This is a genomic window from Paenibacillus sp. FSL K6-1217 (assembly GCF_045040735.1).
In the GTDB taxonomy this organism is placed as follows: Bacteria; Bacillota; Bacilli; order Paenibacillales; family Paenibacillaceae; genus Paenibacillus_AQ.
In genome coordinates this window covers 109872-127470 of the sequence record NZ_CP150271.1, presented here as the reverse complement: position 1 = coordinate 127470, position 17599 = coordinate 109872, and the positions used below count along the sequence as shown (strand labels likewise).

Annotated in this window: 15 protein-coding genes; 4 read left to right on the top strand and 11 right to left on the bottom strand. The window is 56.9% G+C overall.

Annotated features, from left to right (window positions below; all coding sequences use genetic code 11):
• The first annotated feature begins 150 nt into the window (after positions 1-150).
• Entirely contained in the window at positions 151-1605 is a 1455-nt protein-coding gene (locus MHH28_RS00580; RefSeq protein ID WP_405110348.1) for an MDR family MFS transporter, read from the top strand.
• Positions 1606-1649: 44 nt separating this feature from the next.
• On the opposite strand, the gene MHH28_RS00575 is transcribed toward MHH28_RS00580, so the two are convergent.
• From MHH28_RS00575 to MHH28_RS00565, 3 genes are read right to left on the bottom strand one after another with little or no spacing between them, the layout of a single operon-like run.
• Entirely contained in the window at positions 1650-1817 is a 168-nt protein-coding gene (locus MHH28_RS00575) for a hypothetical protein (RefSeq protein ID WP_405110345.1), read from the bottom strand.
• A 15-nt stretch (positions 1818-1832) separates the two neighbouring features.
• The gene (locus tag MHH28_RS00570; protein WP_405110342.1) at positions 1833-2039 is read right to left on the bottom strand and encodes a hypothetical protein; all 207 of its coding nucleotides are present in this window, start codon (positions 2037-2039) and stop codon (positions 1833-1835) included.
• A gap of 18 nt (positions 2040-2057) precedes the next feature.
• Positions 2058-2798, bottom strand: a complete 741-nt coding sequence (locus tag MHH28_RS00565; RefSeq protein WP_405110339.1) for an ATP-dependent Clp protease proteolytic subunit — start codon at positions 2796-2798, stop codon at positions 2058-2060.
• 22 nt (positions 2799-2820) lie between these two features.
• Here MHH28_RS00565 and MHH28_RS00560 point away from each other — a divergent pair, with 22 nt between their 5' ends.
• Positions 2821-3588 (top strand): RNA polymerase sigma factor, encoded by a 768-nt coding sequence (locus tag MHH28_RS00560; RefSeq protein ID WP_405110337.1) that lies wholly within the window; start codon positions 2821-2823, stop codon positions 3586-3588.
• Between the two features lie 51 nt (positions 3589-3639).
• A complete protein-coding gene (locus MHH28_RS00555; protein ID WP_405110334.1) occupies positions 3640-4539 on the top strand; it encodes an NAD-dependent epimerase/dehydratase family protein in 900 nt (299 codons plus the stop codon).
• Here the strand turns inward: MHH28_RS00555 and MHH28_RS00550 are convergent.
• Positions 4519-6429 carry a methyl-accepting chemotaxis protein gene (locus MHH28_RS00550; RefSeq protein ID WP_405110331.1) on the bottom strand — a complete coding sequence of 637 codons (1911 nt, stop codon included), beginning with the start codon at positions 6427-6429 and terminating at the stop codon, positions 4519-4521. The genes MHH28_RS00555 and MHH28_RS00550 overlap by 21 nt on opposite strands.
• Before the next feature lie 537 nt (positions 6430-6966).
• Here MHH28_RS00550 and MHH28_RS00545 point away from each other — a divergent pair.
• Entirely contained in the window at positions 6967-7536 is a 570-nt protein-coding gene (locus MHH28_RS00545; RefSeq protein WP_405110328.1) for a YdeI family protein, read from the top strand.
• A 998-nt stretch (positions 7537-8534) separates the two neighbouring features.
• On the opposite strand, the gene MHH28_RS00540 is transcribed toward MHH28_RS00545, so the two are convergent.
• The 7 genes from MHH28_RS00540 to MHH28_RS00510 form a co-directional block, all read right to left on the bottom strand.
• Positions 8535-9707: an N-acetylglucosamine-6-phosphate deacetylase gene (locus MHH28_RS00540; RefSeq protein WP_405110325.1), complete on the bottom strand. Its 1173-nt coding sequence runs from the start codon at positions 9705-9707 to the stop codon at positions 8535-8537.
• Positions 9704-10483 carry a glucosamine-6-phosphate deaminase gene (locus MHH28_RS00535; RefSeq protein ID WP_405110322.1) on the bottom strand — a complete coding sequence of 260 codons (780 nt, stop codon included), beginning with the start codon at positions 10481-10483 and terminating at the stop codon, positions 9704-9706. Before MHH28_RS00535 ends, MHH28_RS00540 begins: the two co-directional genes overlap by 4 nt.
• Positions 10477-12111: a helix-turn-helix domain-containing protein gene (locus tag MHH28_RS00530; RefSeq protein WP_405110319.1), complete on the bottom strand. Its 1635-nt coding sequence runs from the start codon at positions 12109-12111 to the stop codon at positions 10477-10479. Before MHH28_RS00530 ends, MHH28_RS00535 begins: the two co-directional genes overlap by 7 nt.
• 19 nt (positions 12112-12130) lie before the next feature.
• A complete protein-coding gene (locus MHH28_RS00525) occupies positions 12131-13930 on the bottom strand; it encodes a histidine kinase (protein WP_405110316.1) in 1800 nt (599 codons plus the stop codon).
• 123 nt (positions 13931-14053) lie between these two features.
• Positions 14054-15415 carry an ABC transporter substrate-binding protein gene (locus MHH28_RS00520; protein WP_405110313.1) on the bottom strand — a complete coding sequence of 454 codons (1362 nt, stop codon included), beginning with the start codon at positions 15413-15415 and terminating at the stop codon, positions 14054-14056.
• Positions 15416-15519: 104 nt separating this feature from the next.
• Entirely contained in the window at positions 15520-16308 is a 789-nt protein-coding gene (locus MHH28_RS00515; RefSeq protein WP_405116766.1) for a carbohydrate ABC transporter permease, read from the bottom strand.
• Between the two features lie 66 nt (positions 16309-16374).
• On the bottom strand, positions 16375-17229 hold the full coding sequence (locus MHH28_RS00510; protein ID WP_405116763.1) for a carbohydrate ABC transporter permease: 855 nt from the start codon (positions 17227-17229) through the stop codon (positions 16375-16377).
• Positions 17230-17599 lie beyond the last annotated feature (370 nt).

The following is a 17599-nucleotide window of genomic DNA, read 5'->3' as shown; positions in this document are numbered from 1 at the left end:
TTCCTACTTTCGGGATATTTCCGGATACATTTACTATGGCAAAAAAACGGCAGCGAAATCTCTTGTTGCATTCTGGCTGCGTTTACTTTATCTTAATTTAATAAGGTACGGTACGTACCGTACCTTATTATGTGGAGAGGAGCAATTTATATGTCTGACCTTACAGCTAAGCCCAAGCGAGCCCGGAAGGAGAAAATTGATCCGGCAATCCTCAAGGTTGCCCTCATCCTGGTATTCGGTGCGCTCGCGCCGTTATTTGACTCCACGATGATTAATGTTGCTGTCCGGACACTCACCTCTGACCTGAAAAGCCCGGTATCTGTGATCCAATGGGTGATTACGGGCTATGTACTGACCATGGGGATGGCCATTCCTGTGTCCGGCTGGGCAGTCAACCGTTTTGGCGGCAAAAAAGTATACCTGTTCTCACTCGCCGTATTTCTCGCCGGTTCGCTCCTCTGCTCCCTGGCCTGGAACCCCGGCAGCCTGATCGGCTTCCGCCTCCTGCAGGGTGTGGGTGCGGGAATATTAATTCCGACGATGCAGACGGTACTCGTCCAGAATACCGGCGGCCGCAACATCGGACGCATGATCTCCATCATCAGCATCCCTACCCTGCTGGGTCCGATTCTGGGTCCGGTGCTGGGCGGAGTTATTCTCGGCAGCTTTGGATGGCGGTTTATTTTCTACGTCAATATTCCAATTACGCTTATTGCCGGATTGCTGGCCTGGCGGGGGATACCGGCGGATGAGCCTTCCACACGCAAGCAGTCACTTGACCTCACCGGTCTGCTGCTGCTGTCCCCGGCATTCGCTGCCCTTATCTACGGCATTGCCCAGATCAGCGCCTACGGCGGTCTGAACAGCAGCCGGGTATGGGTACCGCTGGCCATCGGCGTTGCGCTCACGGCGGCATTCATCATCTACGCGCTGCGGACGCGTATAGAACCGCTGCTCGATCTGCGCCTGTTCCAATCGCGCATCTTCTCCGCATCGAACGTCACGGTCTTCCTCGCAGGCATGGTCATGAACGGAGCCCTGCTTCTCCTGCCATTATACTATCAGCAGGTACGCGGTGAAAGTGTTATGTATACCGGGCTGATGATGATTCCCCAAGGGCTTGGAATGCTGCTTACCCGCAGCTGGATCGGCAGTCTGTCCGACCGCATCGGCTCGCGGATCATAGTCCTTCTGAGCCTGCTCGTCACGATTGCTGCGACACTGCCCTTCGCCTTCGCAGGTACGGATACCAATCTGATCCTGCTTGCAGCAGCGCTGGTTGTGCGGGGAGCTGCCCTGAACGGACTGCTGATTCCTGTAATGGTAACCGCCTATATCGGGCTGCGCAAAGACCAGATCCCCCATGCCAGCATCTCCATGAAAATCTTCCAGACCATCGGCGGCGCCTTCGGGGCAGCGATTCTGGCAACGGTCATTGCACATCAGATGTCAGGGCATTCCGCCCTGGATCTCCGGGCAGTTGCGGGGGCTTACGACACGGCCTTCTGGTGGGCGATCGGCTTTGCCGTAACCGCCCTGATTCCCGCACTCCTATTGCCCTCGCACCGTAGCGGCCCTATGAACGCTGTAACCGCCAAAGAATAAACAGTCTGCCGGCACGCGCCGGACTGCGGCATGAACCGCCGGGTTCAGCAACCCGCTGCGGCGTTCTCCCTCACGCGCCATACCGCAGCGCGAACCCCAGAGAACAGCAACCCTGCGGCGCTTGTCCTCTCCGGCTGCCTCTGATTCAGCATGAACAGCCCCCGGCTCTCCATAATAATGGAGAACCGGGGGCTGACTTCATCACGTATCACAAGAAGCTGCAGACTCTATTGCCCGAAGCCGACGCGCGGACGTTCCCGTTCCTTGGTCTGCACATCCACAGCGCGGATCGAGGTGATCGGAATATAGAGGGTCTGATATTCCGTACTGTATTTCACGAACTTATCATCCAGCTCCTCCAGTACGCCTCCTTTGACACTGCTGCCATCCAGAAAATGAATCGTGACTTCCTGTCCCTTCAGTACTGATAACATGCCTACCCGCTCCTTCACTTACAGATTGGTGATGATTTTGTCGATAATCCCGTATTCCAGCGCTTCTCCGGCCGACATGAAGTAATCCCGGTCCATATCCTTCTCCACCTTCTCCGCCGGCTGTCCGGTCCGCTCTGCTGTAATCTGAACGATCTTCTCGCGGATCTGGAGAATACGTCTTGCGCTGATGGCGATATCGCTGGCCTGGCCCTGAGCGCCGCCATGCGGCTGATGGATCATAATCTCGCTGTTCGGCAGGGCGAATCTTTTGCCGGTGGCTCCGGCCAGCAGCAGCAGAGAAGCGAAGGAAGCCGCAAAACCGGTACAAATCGTATTCACCTGCGGTTTGATTACCTGCATCGTATCATAAATCCCGAAGCCTGCGGTAGTCGAGCCTCCCGGGCTGTTAATGAACATCTGAATATCCTTCTCCGGCTCATCCGCCGCCAGGAACAGGAGCTGGGCAATAATGCTGTTGGCCAGCCCGTCATCGATCGCCGCCCCGACGAATACTATCCGGTCCTTCAGCAGCCGGGAATAGATATCGTAAGAACGCTCGCCTCTGGATGTCTGTTCTATCACGTATGGAATTACACTCATTTTACTGTGCCTCCTCTGATCTGTTTCTTGTGTTGGTGTTGATACCCTGTAAACGGTCCGGGGCCGCTCAAAGATACGGGCAGAGGAACATCTGTTGCAATAACGGGACCGCGTATCTTTTACAGAGCGCCGTTCGTTTATATAATAGAAGCAACACACTTACGCGAAGGAGAGGGCCACAATGACGATTCTTGAGCATCACCGGATGCCGGATACGATAGATATGGATTCAAGACATCTGCAGGAGCTGGGAGGCGCGCTGCAGCGCTACTGTCTGTCGCTCACCCGTTCCCGCTTCGAGGCTGACGATCTGGCGCAGGAGACCTGGGCCAAAGCGCTGGGCTACCGCAAATTCACCCTCAGTCCCAATCCCGAAGCCCTGCTGCTGCGGATTGCCAAGAATACCTGGATCGATGCTTCACGCCGCCAGGGGTCACTCATACGCGCCTTGGAACGGGCCGTAGCATCATCAGACCCTGCTGCTGCGGCAGCTCAAGAGGATCTTACCGGGCTGGAGCTGACCTTCCAGGCCCTGCTGGCCCATCTCTCTCCGCCGCAGCGGACCGCCTGGGTACTCCGTGATGTGCTGGGATATTCAGCCGCCGAGTCCGCCGGATTCCTGGACACCACAGAAGGAGCGGTCAAAGCAGCGCTGCACCGCGCCCGCCAGGCTTTGGCCAAGGTCAGGGAAGAGCTGACCCGGCATGATGGCCCCGCCCTTGCACAGGATGCCGATTACCGGGCTTATCTGCGGGCGCTGGCCGAGGCCTACGAGCGCGGACAGATTCCGGTGCTGCTGGAGCTGCTCCGCCAGGAGAACGCCGGGGAGGTAACCGCGGCTGTGAGCACCTTTACGGTTCAGTCCGAGTATTCCGTGTATACAGACAACGCGAGATACGCCTACACCCATGGAGCGCCTGCATATGGCGAGCTTCGGATGACTGCTTAATGCGTATGAATGGAACGAGGACTCAGACAATAACTTAGGAGGGGTAATCCTGTGAAGAAGGTGCTTGTGCTTGGAGGGACGAGATTTTTCGGCAAAAGGCTGGTGGAGCTGCTGCTCCAGGACCAGGACAGCGAGGTCACTATTCTGACCCGGGGGATGACCAGTGATGATTTCGGGGAACGTGTCACCCGGCTGGCCGTGGACCGGACGGATGAAGCGGCGCTTGAGCGGGCTGTAGGGGATACCGTGTGGGACATCGTCTACGATAACATTTGCTTCTCACCGGATGAGGCTGCGGCAGCTGTGCGGATCTGGGCGGGACGGGCGAAGCGGTATATCCTGACTTCCAGCTTATCGGTGTATGATCCGCAGCCGGAGGCGCTGGCCGAAGCCGATTTCGACCCGCTGCACTATCCGCTGAAGCCCGGCGGGAAGGCGGATGTCAGTTACCAGGAAGGCAAAAGACAAGCCGAAGCCGTCCTGCTCCAGACAGCGGATTTTCCGGTGGCAGCGGTGCGCTTTCCGATTGTGCAGGGCACGGATGATTATACGCGCCGGCTGCATTTTCATATTGAGCATGTTCTGGCGGGACAGCCGGTCGGCATCCCCAATCCGCAGGCGGAGATCTCGTTCATCCGTTCGGACGAAGCGGCTGATTTCCTGCATTGGCTGGGCCGGGAAGGCTCTGCCGTCACGGGGCCGGTGAATGCCTGCTCGGACGGAACCCTAACCATTGGCAGCGTCATCTCCATCATAGAGCAGATCACCGGAAGGACGGCTATCGTCCAGAGTGAAGCGGCGGAAGAGGATCAATCCCCCTTTGGGATACCGGAATCCTGGTTCATGGATACGGAAAAAGCCCGCAGCGCGGGCTTCAGCTTCCTATCCTTATCAGAGTGGTTCCCGGAGCTGGTCACGTTGCTGACCCGTTCACTTCGCCAGGACCAGTAGCTCTTCCTCCAGTTCTTCGGAGATTTCTGTCTGCGGTTCGTTCACAAGTGTACTCAAGCCGGATGCAGGTTCAACCTGCACCGGCACCTCCACGGGCAGCGGCCGGTACTTTCCGGCTTCTGTCCTACTTCCCGTCTGTTGCGTGGGCCCCGTATACATCTCCCGCTGGCGCTCGGCCTGAATTCCCCCTTCCGTCTCCGCTTGCGGTATTTTGAACACATTGATCTCCCGGAACAGCCGCTGCGAGATTTCATTAATCTCCCCGGCCTGCCGGGCGATGTCACCGATGGCCTGATCCTGCTGGGTGCTGGAGGCATTGACCTCCTGGACTCCGGCCGCCGTCTGCTCGGCTACAGCCGCAACAGAATGTACAGATTCGGCCAGCCGCGAATTGAGGGCACGGGTCTGCTCCATCTTGTGGTGAATTTGCCCGATCTGTGTGCTGATGCCTGTAATGGATTCGTCGATAGCGGTGAAGGAAGCCAGCGTCTGCTCCACCTGATGGTCCTGCTGCTCCAGGCTGTTCCTGGTCTCCAGCATATGTCCTTCGAAATCAGCCATACCGGCCTCAAGCTCCTGAATAATCCTGCTGATATGCACAGAGGAGTCATTCGTCTGAATGGACAACTGTCTCACCTCATCGGCTATTACAGCGAAGCCTTTGCCCGCCGCTCCGGCCCTGGCAGCCTCAATAGCGGCGTTCAGCGAGAGAATATTCGTCTGCTTCGAGATTTCCGTAATCGAATTGGTTATGCGTGAGATATCCTTAGTCTGGTTCACCAGCTTCTCCAGCGCCCCGTACACCCTGCTAATGGATTCCCGGGAATGCCGGGAGCTACGGTGCAGCGCCGTGACGGTATCCGAGCCCAGCTGCCTGTTCCGGTCAGCGGCTTCGCTTGTAGTCAGCATCACATCGGTATAATCGGCAATCTCCTGGACCCCGGAGGCCAGCTCCTCCAGGAGCTGCGAGCTCTGCTCCGACTGAGTGGCCTGCTGGTCTGCTCCAAGCGAAATCTCCTGTATGGTTCTGACAATATTCCGGTTCGTCTGCGCTGTGACCGCCGAAGACTGCTCAAAAGAATCTGCATACTCGGCCAGTGAGCCCGCTGCAGACAAGGTCTGGCGCAGCATCCCCTGTACCCTGCCGACCATATGATCAAAATGATGGCTCAGTTGTCCCAGTTCATCATTGTACGGGGAGTTGATCTGCTGCCGCAGATCGCCATCCGCAAGCTGTCTGAGCGCTGCCTGCAACTGGCGCACCGGTGACAGGAATGAGCGGATCAGCAGCCAGGCCAGCACCAGCATGAACAGGGACACTGCAATCGCAGCGTATGTCACAATGGATACCGTATCATTCAGCAGGGCGAAGGAGACACCCTGGGCCTGATCGGCATTGGCGGCAGCGGCGGTGTACAGCTCCCCGTTGGTCTTCAGCAAGTCCTGATTCAGCGCAAGCGCCTTCGTATGTATACCATCGATGGTCTCCAGCACACTCAGCGGGTCAAGGGTCTCGTCCGACATCGTCGTTACCAGCTCCTTCGTTAGAGCGCCGTATTCTGCAGCCCGGGCCGACAGCAGCTTAAAGCTTGCAGCAGCAGGCGTACCCTGCTCAAAATTCACCTTGGCCAGCTCGGCAGACAGCTGCTGCTGCTTTTCCTGCAAGGGTTCTGCCTGCTCCAGGTCACTGGATTCCGCCAAGGTAGTCTCCGCACGGTTCAGCTCCTGCAGCTGCTGGGTGATGGTTGAGACGGTAATTCTATTCTCCATTTCGCTCTTCTGCCGTTCCATGGACAGCTCGACCTGCTTGATTTTATGTCCCTGGTATACAGCCACGCCCAGAAAAACAAGTGTAATTGCCGAGAAACTTAAGATCAGCTTCCATTTCATCGAAAAGTGCAGCGGATTCCCCTTCAAAAGTATCATCCCTTCATATCCAGCCTGATTGTGCAATAGGTATATTATGCTAATAACCCCATTGTAAAAGCCGGATATTAATTGTCCTCCTAAGTTGTGTATGCGCAGCGTAAAGATTCTGTTGCGAAAATGTTAACAAATGTGCAGAATTTAAGGAAATAATAGGACTATTGGATAGGAACACGGCTTATTTGTACGGGACGATTGGTGAGTGAGTGGGTGGGTGTCAGAGAGACAAGGTATGACAGCATCGACTGGTGTGACCGCAGCGGCAGGCCTAGTTGTTGTACAAATTGCAACATTGGTTCACCGATAAAGCGGTAATCTTAAATATTGTTGCACAAATTGCAGGAATATCGCCGCCCAGCCCCTTAGAGAAGAGGAAATGCTGCCTTTTATGCAATATTTTCAGATTAGGATTAATTTAATGAGGGAGAAGTTGTATAAAGTGCAGTATTTGTATCAGCGAGGGAGCAGAGGGCATATGCCAGAAGGGACTGAACATGGACTATGAGTATAGAAAACAAGCTTGCAGCTATTACAAGGGAAGAATTAAGAGATTGGCTGCTGGCGAACAGCACCACAGAGGGTTCTTGCTGGGTAGAAGTCAGTCTGAAGCCGCTCCCGGGAACGATCCTGTATCTGGACGCCGTGGAAGAAGCGCTGTGCTTCGGGTGGATTGACGGGGTGAAGAAGGTGAATGCTGAGGGCAAGCTGATGCAACGGCTGTCTCCACGCAGCAAGCGGAGTTCATGGACCGAGCTGAATAAGGAGCGCGTACGGAGGCTGGAGAAGCTGGGCCTGATGCGTGACGAGGGACGGCGATGCCTGCCGGATATGGACAGCGGAGCTTTTCGAATTGATCCCGTGATTGAGCAGAGATTGAAGGCGGACGAGCAGGTGTATCGCCATTTCCTGGCCTTCCCGGCGCTGTATCAGCGGGTGCGGATCGACAACATTCAGAGCTATAAGCATCAGCCCGAGCTGTTCGAACGCAGATTGGACAAATTCATCGAGAACACCAGGCTGAACAAAATGTACGGCCAATGGCATGACGGCGGGCGTCTGCTGGATTATTAGTTCTGTTGGAGTGTAGTTCTGGTGGATTATTAGTTCTGGTGGCGAGGTTGATTTCGGACAAATTGTCCTGACTGGGGTGCATATAGCTCCTGAATGATTTGCGCAAATGGTAAGTGTGGGGATGTGTGATGGGTGCATTGAAAGTAACTGGGATTTGCTCTGCATGATAGAGATTACATGACGGAGATTACATAATGCATACTAGTTGGAAAAACGTGTCTTATTCTAGGTCCTTTGGAGTGTTTGCGGAAATTAATTGGATTTATGACATTTATTTTCGTGCGAACTCCCTCTATGGCTCTGATGCCAGCATATTAAGTGCCTTTTTTCCAACTACGACTCGCTGTGCCCCCTTCCGCCCCTGAACAAGTGCCCGAAATCCAACTGTTCCCTGCGGCAGGGGCTGAGGTTGACGGTGAGGCTATTTCATTACATATATGTTGATGCTGATGCAGCTTGTGGTCCAGGTGCTGGAGCAGACGTTGACGTTAGTGCGGACATCGCGCAGATGCTAGTGCAAATGTATGTGGAAAACCGAATACATTACGTTGTACGTAGGCGAACGGGGCGTATGTATGTTGAAAACCGAATACATTACGCCGCGCGAAGGCGAACGGGGCTAATGTATGCGGAAAACCGTATACATTACGCTGTACGTAGGTAATCGGGACAAATGTATGTGGAAAACCGTATACATTACGCTGCACGTAGGCGAACGGGGCTAATGTATGTTGAAAACCGAATACATTTACTATTAATGTTACTGGCGTGGTGCAGACGCTGGCGCAACAGCCATACTCCTACTCCTACTCCTACTCCTACTCCTACTCCTACTCCTACTCCTACTCATACTCATACCCATACCCATGCCCTAACCATACCCTCGCCCAGCCCATGCCGCTCCCGCCCTCTGTAATCGCTCACTTTGAGCGATTCACTTACATATCATAACAGGCCCCCGCAACCGGGGGCCTGTCCTCATTCAGCCGCCGCTCTGCTCAGTCCCGGCGGTACACCCAGCCGCCGCCCTGGCACAGCGCCGCCAGCTCCAGCCCGCCGCCGCCCGGCCCGGTGCGGCGGATCAGCGCCAGATCCGCCGGCGCTCCGGCCGCCAGGCCCGCCGCCGCAGGCAGGGCCATGAAGCCTGCCGGGTGCACGGACGCCATGTCCCAGGCGTCCGGCAGCGCGGCCAGGCCCGCGGCGCTGAGGCGCGCGATGTGGCGCAGCAGCATCTGCGCCGAACCCGCCAGCAGCCCGGGCTCGCCGGCGAGATGCAGCCGGCCCGCCGGGGTCAGCACGACACGGCCGCCGACCGGCGTGTCGTAGCTGCCGGGCGCCAGCCCGGCGAGGGCAACGGCATCGCTGACCAGCAGCGCGTGCTGGCCCTTGACCTTCATCGCCACCTTCAGCACCTCATCCGGGAGGTGGAAGCCGTCGGCGATCAAGGTGCACCACAGCGCCTCTTCGGCGAGCTGGGTCCACAGATAGTTCGGATGGCGCGGCAGCACGGCATGCGCGCCATTGCCCAGATGCGTGGACAGCCGCGCTCCGGCGGCCACCGCACCGGCAATCTGCGCGGCATCCGCTGACGTATGCCCGATGGAGACCGTGATCCCCTGCCGTACGCAGTGGCGGATGAATTCCGCGCTCCCCTCCCACTCGGGGGACAGCGTAACAATAGAAATGCGTCCGCCCGCCGCCGCCTGCCACTGATCGAGCAGGGACGTATCCGGCGGACGGATATGCTCCAGCGCATGCGCCCCGCGCGGCCCGTCCTCCGGCGAGAGGAACGGGCCTTCCAGATGGATGCCCTTGATCGTCGCCGCGCTGGCTGCGTCCTCTTCGCAGGCCCGGGCAATCGCCCGCATCGCTCCGAGAATGGTATACGGCGCACCGGTAATCACCGTAGGGTAACAGGCGGTCACGCCCTCCCGCCATACCGCGCGGACCGCCTTCTTGACATCCTCCGCCGTCAGCGCCGGATGATTGAAATCATGTCCGCCATAGCCGTTGATCTGCAGATCGACAAGCCCCGGAGCCACCAGCGGCAGCTCCGCCCGTTCCTCCAGCGTCAGCCGCTTCTCCAGCGGTTCGATTGCAGCAATCACGCCCTCCTGCAGCGTAACCCGGACCGGTTCGCCCGTCCGGTATTGCAGCGCGTCAATGTTCATGAGAAGACCGCCCCGAAGGAGTCGGTGTCCACAAACATCCGGCAATCCCCATGCTCCCGCAGGATGGTGGACGGACATGCCGTTGAGATGGTTTCATGCAGCGTGCGGGTCACCGCAGCGCGCTTGGAGGCGCCCGGCACCATGCAGAACAGCCACTGCGCGGACAGGAGGACCGGAATCGTCAACGTCAAGGCCTGCTGCGGCACTTCCGCCAGACTGGCAAAACACCCGTCATTCACCTGCTGGTTCCGGCAGACTTCATCCAGGACCACCACCTTCACAGGGAGCGGATCATTGAAATCGGCCACAGGCGGATCGTTGAACGCCAAGTGGCCGTTCTCCCCGATGCCGAGGCAGACGATATCTATCGGCGCTTCGGCCAGCAGCCGCCCGTAACGCCGGCATTCCGCTTCGCTACCAGCGCCAGGATTCAGATAATGAACCGTTCCCGGCCGGACCTTGTCGAACAGCGCCTCCCGGAGGAAGCGGCCGAAGCTCTGCGGCGAGCCTGCCGCCAGGCCGATATATTCATCCATATGGAACGCGGTAATCCGGCTCCAATCCAGATCCGGCGCAGCGGCAAGCTCGGCAAGGAATTCATTCTGCGAGGGGGCGGCGGCGAAGACGATCCGCACCTGTGCCTTGGAGGCCAGCAGCGCCCGGATGGCTGCCGCCGCCTCACGCCCGGCAGCGGCACCGAGCTGTGAGCGGTTCTTGTATACACGGACAAGCATGGCGCCTGACAGTTCCGTATGAATCGGTGTGATGTTTAGCATGGGTAGTGCCTCCTTGTGCCTGGTGTCTGTGCGGACCGGTTGCCGTCCTCCCCCCGGAACTCTCCGGGCGTAGTGCCTGTGTGCAGCTTGAACAGCTTTGTGAAATAGCTTTTATTCTCATATCCAAGCTGCTCGGCAACCTGCTCCACACTTCGCGGAGACTGGTCCAGCCATTCCTTGGCCTGCTCCATTTTGGTATGGGTGACATAGTGGATGAAGCTCATGCCGGTCTCCTTCTTGAACAGCCGGCTGAAATAGCTGGAATTCAAATGCGTGTATTCCGCCACCTCCTCCAGCGTGATCTTCCGGTTCAGATGGCGGTCCACATACTGCTTCACCTTCTTGATCTCATCCCGGCGGGTCTCCTGGTACATCTCGCGGACCGAAGGAAGCCGCTCGTAGAAGAATTCCAGGGACCACCTCTCCAGCGTACCGATATGTTCCATGCCCGCCAGGGTATCATGCAGCAGCTCCAGCGAAAAGGTGGACTGGAACTGCTGGCGGGCCATCAGCCGCATCTGGTTGTCATAGAGCAGCTTGAGCATCCATTCCTTCACCTGGCGCGGGGCATAACGCTTCAGACGGATGTGGCCCATCCATTTGGTCAGCAGTTCGGCAAGCCTGTCCGCTGATTCCTCCAGGAAGGCTTCACGGATCTCGTGTGCCGCTTCGGCGTAACGGGTGAACAGGTCCTCCTCCGTGAACGGCGGAATTTCCTTCAGCCCGGTCAGCTCGCCCGGCCCCAGGTAGAAGGCATATTCCCGGCCATGGGCCAGCAGCTCCACGATCCCCTCGCGGAAATGCCCGCTGCCCGCCGGGATACACAGATACTGAAAGGAAGCCTGCACCTCCGGCACGGCTTGAACCGCTGAGCGCAGCCTGCCGAGCACGGCGATGTGCCCGGCCTCCGCACCGTTCCCGTGGCCGCCGGTGAACACCAGCACACAATCGCTGCCGCTGTAGGGCAGGCATATCACAGCATTATGATCCTGGGATACAGACTCGACAGCTGATGCCACCAGGGCCATCCGCGCAAGCTCCTCCCCCGGAGACTCGCCGCTGATCCGGCAGAGCACTGCAACATGGGCCGTGAGTTCAGGCTCCAGGCCCAGCTCGGCAGCGTCACTCTGCCATTCGCTGTCCGGCAGCTCACGGGCAGCGATGCGCCGCAGCACACTTTGCTTCAGCAGCACCTTCTGATGCTCGGCCATACTTTTCCACTTCAGCGTCTGGGCCTTCTCTTCATCCCTGCGGCGCAGCTCTACGCCTAATTCACGGAGCAGGTTCGTGATCAGCTCTCTGTTCATCGTCTCCTTCAGGATATAGTCGCTCACCATCAGCTTGACCGCCTGCTGCGCGTAGGTGAAGTCATCCATGCAGGACAGTACCACCACGCGCACCTCCCCGCTCCGCAGCTTCAGCTCGCGGATCAGCTCCAGACCATCCATATACGGCATACCAATGTCCGTAATCACAATATCCGGCATCTGCACCCCGGCCTTCTCCAGGGCGATTAGACCGTTCTTGCAGGCCGAATGCAGCGTGAAGCCCAGCTCGGCCCAGGGAATCATTGCCGAGAGAAAGTCCAGTACCGGCTGATCATCATCCACCAGCATTACGCTATACATTGCTCCACGCTCCCTTTCCTTAAGCTTGATCCGGAATCTGCCCCGGCAGCACGAACCGGAAGGTTGTCCCTTCTCCGGGCCTGCTGTCCATCGTAATCTGGAAGGCTGAACCGTAAGTCAGATACAGACGTTCATAGACATTGGACATTCCGATATGGGCCAGCCTGCCGGGCGGCATCTCCTCCTTACCCGGCAGCTTGGAGCTTAACCCGGCGCGCAGACGGTTCAGGGTAGCCTCATCCATTCCCTGCCCGTTGTCTTCAATCTCGATGAACAGCCGGTGATCCTGTGTCCGGGTCCGGATCACAATACGCCCTCCCGCCTGACGCAGCCCGTGAATATAAGCGTTCTCAATGACCGGCTGCAGCAGGAAGCGCGGGATGCGGACGCTGAGGCTCTCGGAGGTACATTCGGTATCCAGCGCAACCTCCTCGGACTGGCGGAAATTCAGCAGTTCCACATAGCTCCTGACAATATGCAGCTCATCATGCAGTGTGGTGTATTCATCGCGCTGTTGAATGGTCATGCGGAGCAGCCGGGACAGCGAGAAGAGCAGCTCCGCATTCTCCTCATCTCCCCGCATCATGATGCGCAGGCGGATCGAGTTCAGGATGTTGAACAGGAAGTGGGGATTAATCTGCGATTGCAGCATCGCCAGCTCCGCTTTGCGCTTCTCCGCCTGCTCCTCCTTGATCTGAACCACCATCCGCTCCACCCGGTCCAGCATATGGTCGAAGGATTTACCCAGCCGTCCAATCTCATCATAGCCGCGAACCCCGGAACGGAGACCCAGCTCCCCCCGGTCCACCCGCGCCGCCACCTGATCAAGCCGGATGACCGGCTTCGTGAACTGCCTGACCAGCAGCACGAGAATCAGCAGGAAAAAAGCGCCCGATACCACCTGCACCGCCGTGCTCCAGCGGTGGGTCGCGCTAATCCGGCTGACCGCCTCACGGTAAGGCGACAGGCTGACAATCCGGTAATTCCCGTAAGGAATCTCCAGGCTGCTAAGCAGATACTGCTCCCCCCGGTAATCGATGAAGCTGGAATCGGCGGCAGGCTTTACGGCATCCATAAGCGCGAACGGCCGGCCCAGCAGGGACTTGTCCCGGGCGGCAATCACCGTTCCGTCCGGCGCAATCAGCAGGGTCTGCTGTCCTTTTCCGGCATCACTCAAGATCTGGCTGATCCTACTCTCGGAGATACTGATTATCACCGTAGCATAGGTCGAACTGGAGGACAGCTTAAGATTGCGGGCAATCGTAAGCACCTGCGGGCTGCCCGCCGCTGCGGTCGGAATATAATTATCAATCACGCCTGCCCAGTACAGCTCGAAGGCAGGCTGACGGCGGGCGGCATCCATCCAGGGCTGCTGAAGAAGAGCGCCGACATCCAGCTTGGCATAGGAATAATTGGAATAGTATTGCCCGTCCGAGGTGAGCACGGTAACGAAGGTTTTTTCCATCATGGAGGTCACGCTGGCCAGCTTGTCGGTCACCTCTTTGAAGTCCAGGATATGCCTGGCTGTATCGGGCTGGTGCAGCTTGCTGCGCTGCCAGTTTTCTTTGAGAATGAGAGTGATGCCGGGATCGAACTGGATATAATTCGCCACAAGCACCATATTGCTGAAGAGGTTCGAGATGTACAGGCTCTCCTGCTCCAGCGAACGGTGTTCATTCTGAATCACCTGGGAGCGGAGGATATGCTCCGTGTAGGAATTGGAAATATACAGAGTAATAGAGGCGGGAAGCAGCAGACAGAGCAGAGAAGCGACGAGCAGCTTATTGCGAAAACCGAGTCTCCATCCTCTTGGCAGCAATGGCAATCCTCCTTCACAATCAGACTATCGTTTTCTGCTTCCATCATATCAGCTTTCCGCCTCCAGCAGCTTATTTTCCGGGAGGTTTCCGGCAAAATAAGAGCTATTTTCCGCTTCCAATTTTTACTTATTGGCGTCTACAATCTTCTGCAGCTCAGCCTGCGCCTTCTTGACCGTAGTCTCCAGATCCTGCTGCTTCAGAATGAACAGCTCGGTTTCCTTGGTGAAGGCCGTCTCCAGCTCACCCTGATAGGTTGGCGGAACGCTTAAGGGAGCAGGCTTCGCATTCTTGATCACATAGGCCAGCGACGTTTCGTCAATTTTGTCCGGGCTCAGCGCCTTGGTCTTGACACCTTCAATGAACTTGTCCACATCCTGCTTCTTCCAGGCGGAATATACATTCTGCATCTGCTCGCCCTCCGTAGAGTACCAGCGGATGAAATCATAGGCTTCCTGCTGATGTCCCGACTTCTCCAGAATGCCTACATAGTTTCCGTTGGCGATGCTGACTCCCGCAGGTTGCCCGGCACTGTTCGAAGGCATCGGAGCGAACGCGGTGGTGAAGGTCGCCGGGAATTCTTCCGACCCGCCTGCTTCGCCGATCATCCAGTTGCCCGTTACGATCATCGCGGCATGTCCGGTGAAGAATTCCGAGCGGTAAGCAAGCTTCTGGGAGATGGTATCGGCATACGGCACCGCTACTCCCGCTTCCTCTGCCTTGCTGCGCAGCTCCAGAGACTTGCGGATACCTGCACTGTCGATATTCACGACCCCATTGTTGACCAGATTATTGTCCTTCTCCTGATTAATAATCCCCAGCTCCCAGTACATGGCCCAGGTATGGAAATACGTGCCGAACGTCTTGGACGGGCCGGTACCGCTGGTCAGCTTGGCTGCGTAGTCGAGGTAGTCGTCCCAGCTCCATTCGGTAGGAACGGCCAACCCCGCCGCATCCAGCTTGTCCTTGTTCAGCAGGACGAAATAATTCTCCAGCGTATCCGGAAGCGCGTACACCTTGCCGTCAACGGACGGATCAACGGTATACTCATCAGTCAGCGTGATGCCTTCCTTGCTGATCAGGTCATTCAGCGGAGCCAGCAGGCCCAGTCCGGCACGCTGGGAGTAGTCGGTGGCTCCCGGCATGAATACCACATCCAGGTTCTCGCCGGATGCGACGAGCAGATCCAGCTTCTTCATCCCGGCCACCGAATCACCGTTGTCAGCCAGCTCCACGTATTCCAGCGTAATTCCTGGATGGGAATCCTCGTACGCTTGCAGAATCGGCTCCATATCCGCCGCAGGGGACCAGTTCGCGACCTTGATCGTTACCGGTTCGGCGGAAGGCGCGGCACTCTCCCCCGCCTCCGGCGCAGCCGTGCTGCCAGCAGTGGGAGCTGCGCCATTGGTGTTGTTTGAATTGCCGCAGCCCGCCAGGGCTACCAGAAGCACGATGATCCATACCAGAGTGAACACATTCTTTTTCATTACTAACACCCCTTCTAATGTGATCTACAGTTCCATGCACTCCCTGACCGTCCTATCCGCCCGCCTGCCTTCCGGTTATGCAGCTTCCGGGAACTTGCCGGCCCTCACCCCTTCACCCCCCCCAAGGAAATGCCTTCGATAACCTGCTTCTGCCCAAGGATGAACACAATCAGCAGCGGCACAATCGCCGAGACAGAGGCCGCCATAATCAGTGAATAGAAGGCCCCGTTACGGTCAGCGAAGGCGTTCATGCCCAGTTGCAGCGTGTAGAGCGTCTTGCTGTTCAGGAAGACCAGCGGCGTCTGAAAGTCATTCCAGGTCCAGATGAACCGTAGAATAGCATAAGTGGCAATCGCGGGCCGGACCAGCGGAAACAGAATCGAGAGGAAGATACGGATATGCCCCGCACCGTCGATCTGCGCCGATTCGATGTACTCATTCGAGAGTGAGGCGAAGAACTGGCGGAGCAAAAAGGTGCCCAGCACGCTGAATCCGCCCAGCAGGATGAGGCCCAGATGCGTATCGTACAAGCCGGTGGAGCGGAAGATAATGAACAGCGGCACCAGTGTGGCTTCCGCAGGAATCATATAAGTCGCCAGCACCACTACGAACAGTGCATTTCTGCCGGGGAAGCGGATTTTGGTGAAGCCGTAAGCCGCCATGCTCGATACCGCTACGGAGAGCAGTGTCGTGAGCGCAGTGACTTTAATCGAGTTCCAGTAATACAGGGTGAAGTTGGCTTTGCCGAACCAGACGGAATGATAGTTGAAGGCCGCCCTCCAGGTCTGCGGAATCCATTCAATCGGATACTTGAATACATCGGCCTCAGGCTTGAGCGAAGCGGACAGCATCCATATAAAAGGGAGCAGAAATACGATGCCCAGCAGCGCCATGATCAGGGTGATGATTGCTTTTCCTAAGGTAAGATTGCCCAATCTCACAGGTGTGTGCCCCCTTATCTAGTAATTGACCCAATACCGCTGTCCCAGCCATTGCAAGCCGGTAATGGCCAGCACGATGACGAACAGAATCATGACCATGGATGAAGCATAACCGGTCTGAAGATCGACAAATGCAGTCTGGTACATGTCGTACACTACGACAGAGGTGGAGTTAGCCGGTCCGCCGTCCGTCAGCACCTTGACCAGAGCGAAGGATTTGAAATTGCCGATAATGCCGGTCACCAGCAGGAAAAAAGTCGTCGGCGTCAGCAGCGGAAAGGTAATCGAGCGGAATTGGGCCAGCTTCGAGGCGCCGTCTATCGTCGCCGCTTCATACAGGTCGGCAGGAATATTCTTGATCCCCGCAATGTAGATAATCAGCGACACCCCGAGGTCAATCCAGATCATCAGCAGCATGACCGATGGAAGCGCATACGTCGGATCGGCCAGCCATTTGGGCGGATTGTCCACCCCGAGCGCCGACAGGAAACCGTTGACCGGACCATACGAAGGATGGAAGAGTACCTGCCACACTACCGCCACTGCCACGACACTGGAGATCTGGGGCATGAAGTAGATGACCTTGAAGATACCCGGTGCGTAGACATGATTCGTGATCATCACCCCCAGGATTAGCGCGATCGCCATCCCGATAGGTACAGCCAGCAGCATAATGAAATTATTGCCCAGTGACTTCAGGAACACCTCATCCTGGAACAGCTGGCGGAAGTTGTCCAGGCCGCTCCAGCGGATCTTGTCAAAGCCGGTGACAAACGACCATTTGGTGAAGCTGAGCATGAAGGAGAATATCATCGGAATCAGCGTGAATACCAGCACCCCCAGCAGCATGGGACCGGTGAAAAAGTAGCCCATCCCCGCTTCTATCCGTTTTCTTTTTCTGCTGCCGGCGGTTGGTTGCTCATGGGACTGCGGTAAGGTAACTGACGTCTTCAAAGGCTCTGTCCCCCCTCTTGCGTGATCTTATCTCTCATTATAGAAAAGCAAAGAACGGCGCATAAGCCACGATCCTGACCCGTTCGGAAAAATTTTTACCTGCCGTAGACGGGAGTTGTCCATTAGAGCGTTTGGCCCGGCATAACGGACTGAGGCGCGCTTATTCCGGGTGAAAGTCTCCACTTGGGCAAAGGAACGGACCCCATGGACCTTATTCTTGGAATTTCTACTTTAAACATCTTATAGAGAGATGATAAGGGCTGCTCAGTCCGTTAAACCGCAAAAAGTG

Bases quoted from the DNA above. Each gene is read 5' to 3' on its own strand.
- MHH28_RS00535 (WP_405110322.1), bottom strand. From the start codon at position 10,483: ATGCTAAACATCACACCGATTCATACGGAACTGTCAGGCGCCATGCTT.
- MHH28_RS00570 (WP_405110342.1), bottom strand. From the start codon at position 2,039: ATGTTATCAGTACTGAAGGGACAGGAAGTCACGATTCATTTTCTGGAT.
- MHH28_RS00540 (WP_405110325.1), bottom strand. From the start codon at position 9,707: ATGAACATTGACGCGCTGCAATACCGGACGGGCGAACCGGTCCGGGTT.
- MHH28_RS00510 (WP_405116763.1), bottom strand. From the start codon at position 17,229: ATGGGCTACTTTTTCACCGGTCCCATGCTGCTGGGGGTGCTGGTATTC.
- MHH28_RS00515 (WP_405116766.1), bottom strand. From the start codon at position 16,308: ATGGCGCTGCTGGGCATCGTATTTCTGCTCCCTTTTATATGGATGCTG.
- MHH28_RS00545 (WP_405110328.1), top strand. From the start codon at position 6,967: ATGAGTATAGAAAACAAGCTTGCAGCTATTACAAGGGAAGAATTAAGA.
- MHH28_RS00550 (WP_405110331.1), bottom strand. From the start codon at position 6,429: ATGAAATGGAAGCTGATCTTAAGTTTCTCGGCAATTACACTTGTTTTT.
- MHH28_RS00520 (WP_405110313.1), bottom strand. From the start codon at position 15,415: ATGAAAAAGAATGTGTTCACTCTGGTATGGATCATCGTGCTTCTGGTA.
- MHH28_RS00580 (WP_405110348.1), top strand. From the start codon at position 151: ATGTCTGACCTTACAGCTAAGCCCAAGCGAGCCCGGAAGGAGAAAATT.
- MHH28_RS00530 (WP_405110319.1), bottom strand. From the start codon at position 12,111: ATGTATAGCGTAATGCTGGTGGATGATGATCAGCCGGTACTGGACTTT.
- MHH28_RS00560 (WP_405110337.1), top strand. From the start codon at position 2,821: ATGACGATTCTTGAGCATCACCGGATGCCGGATACGATAGATATGGAT.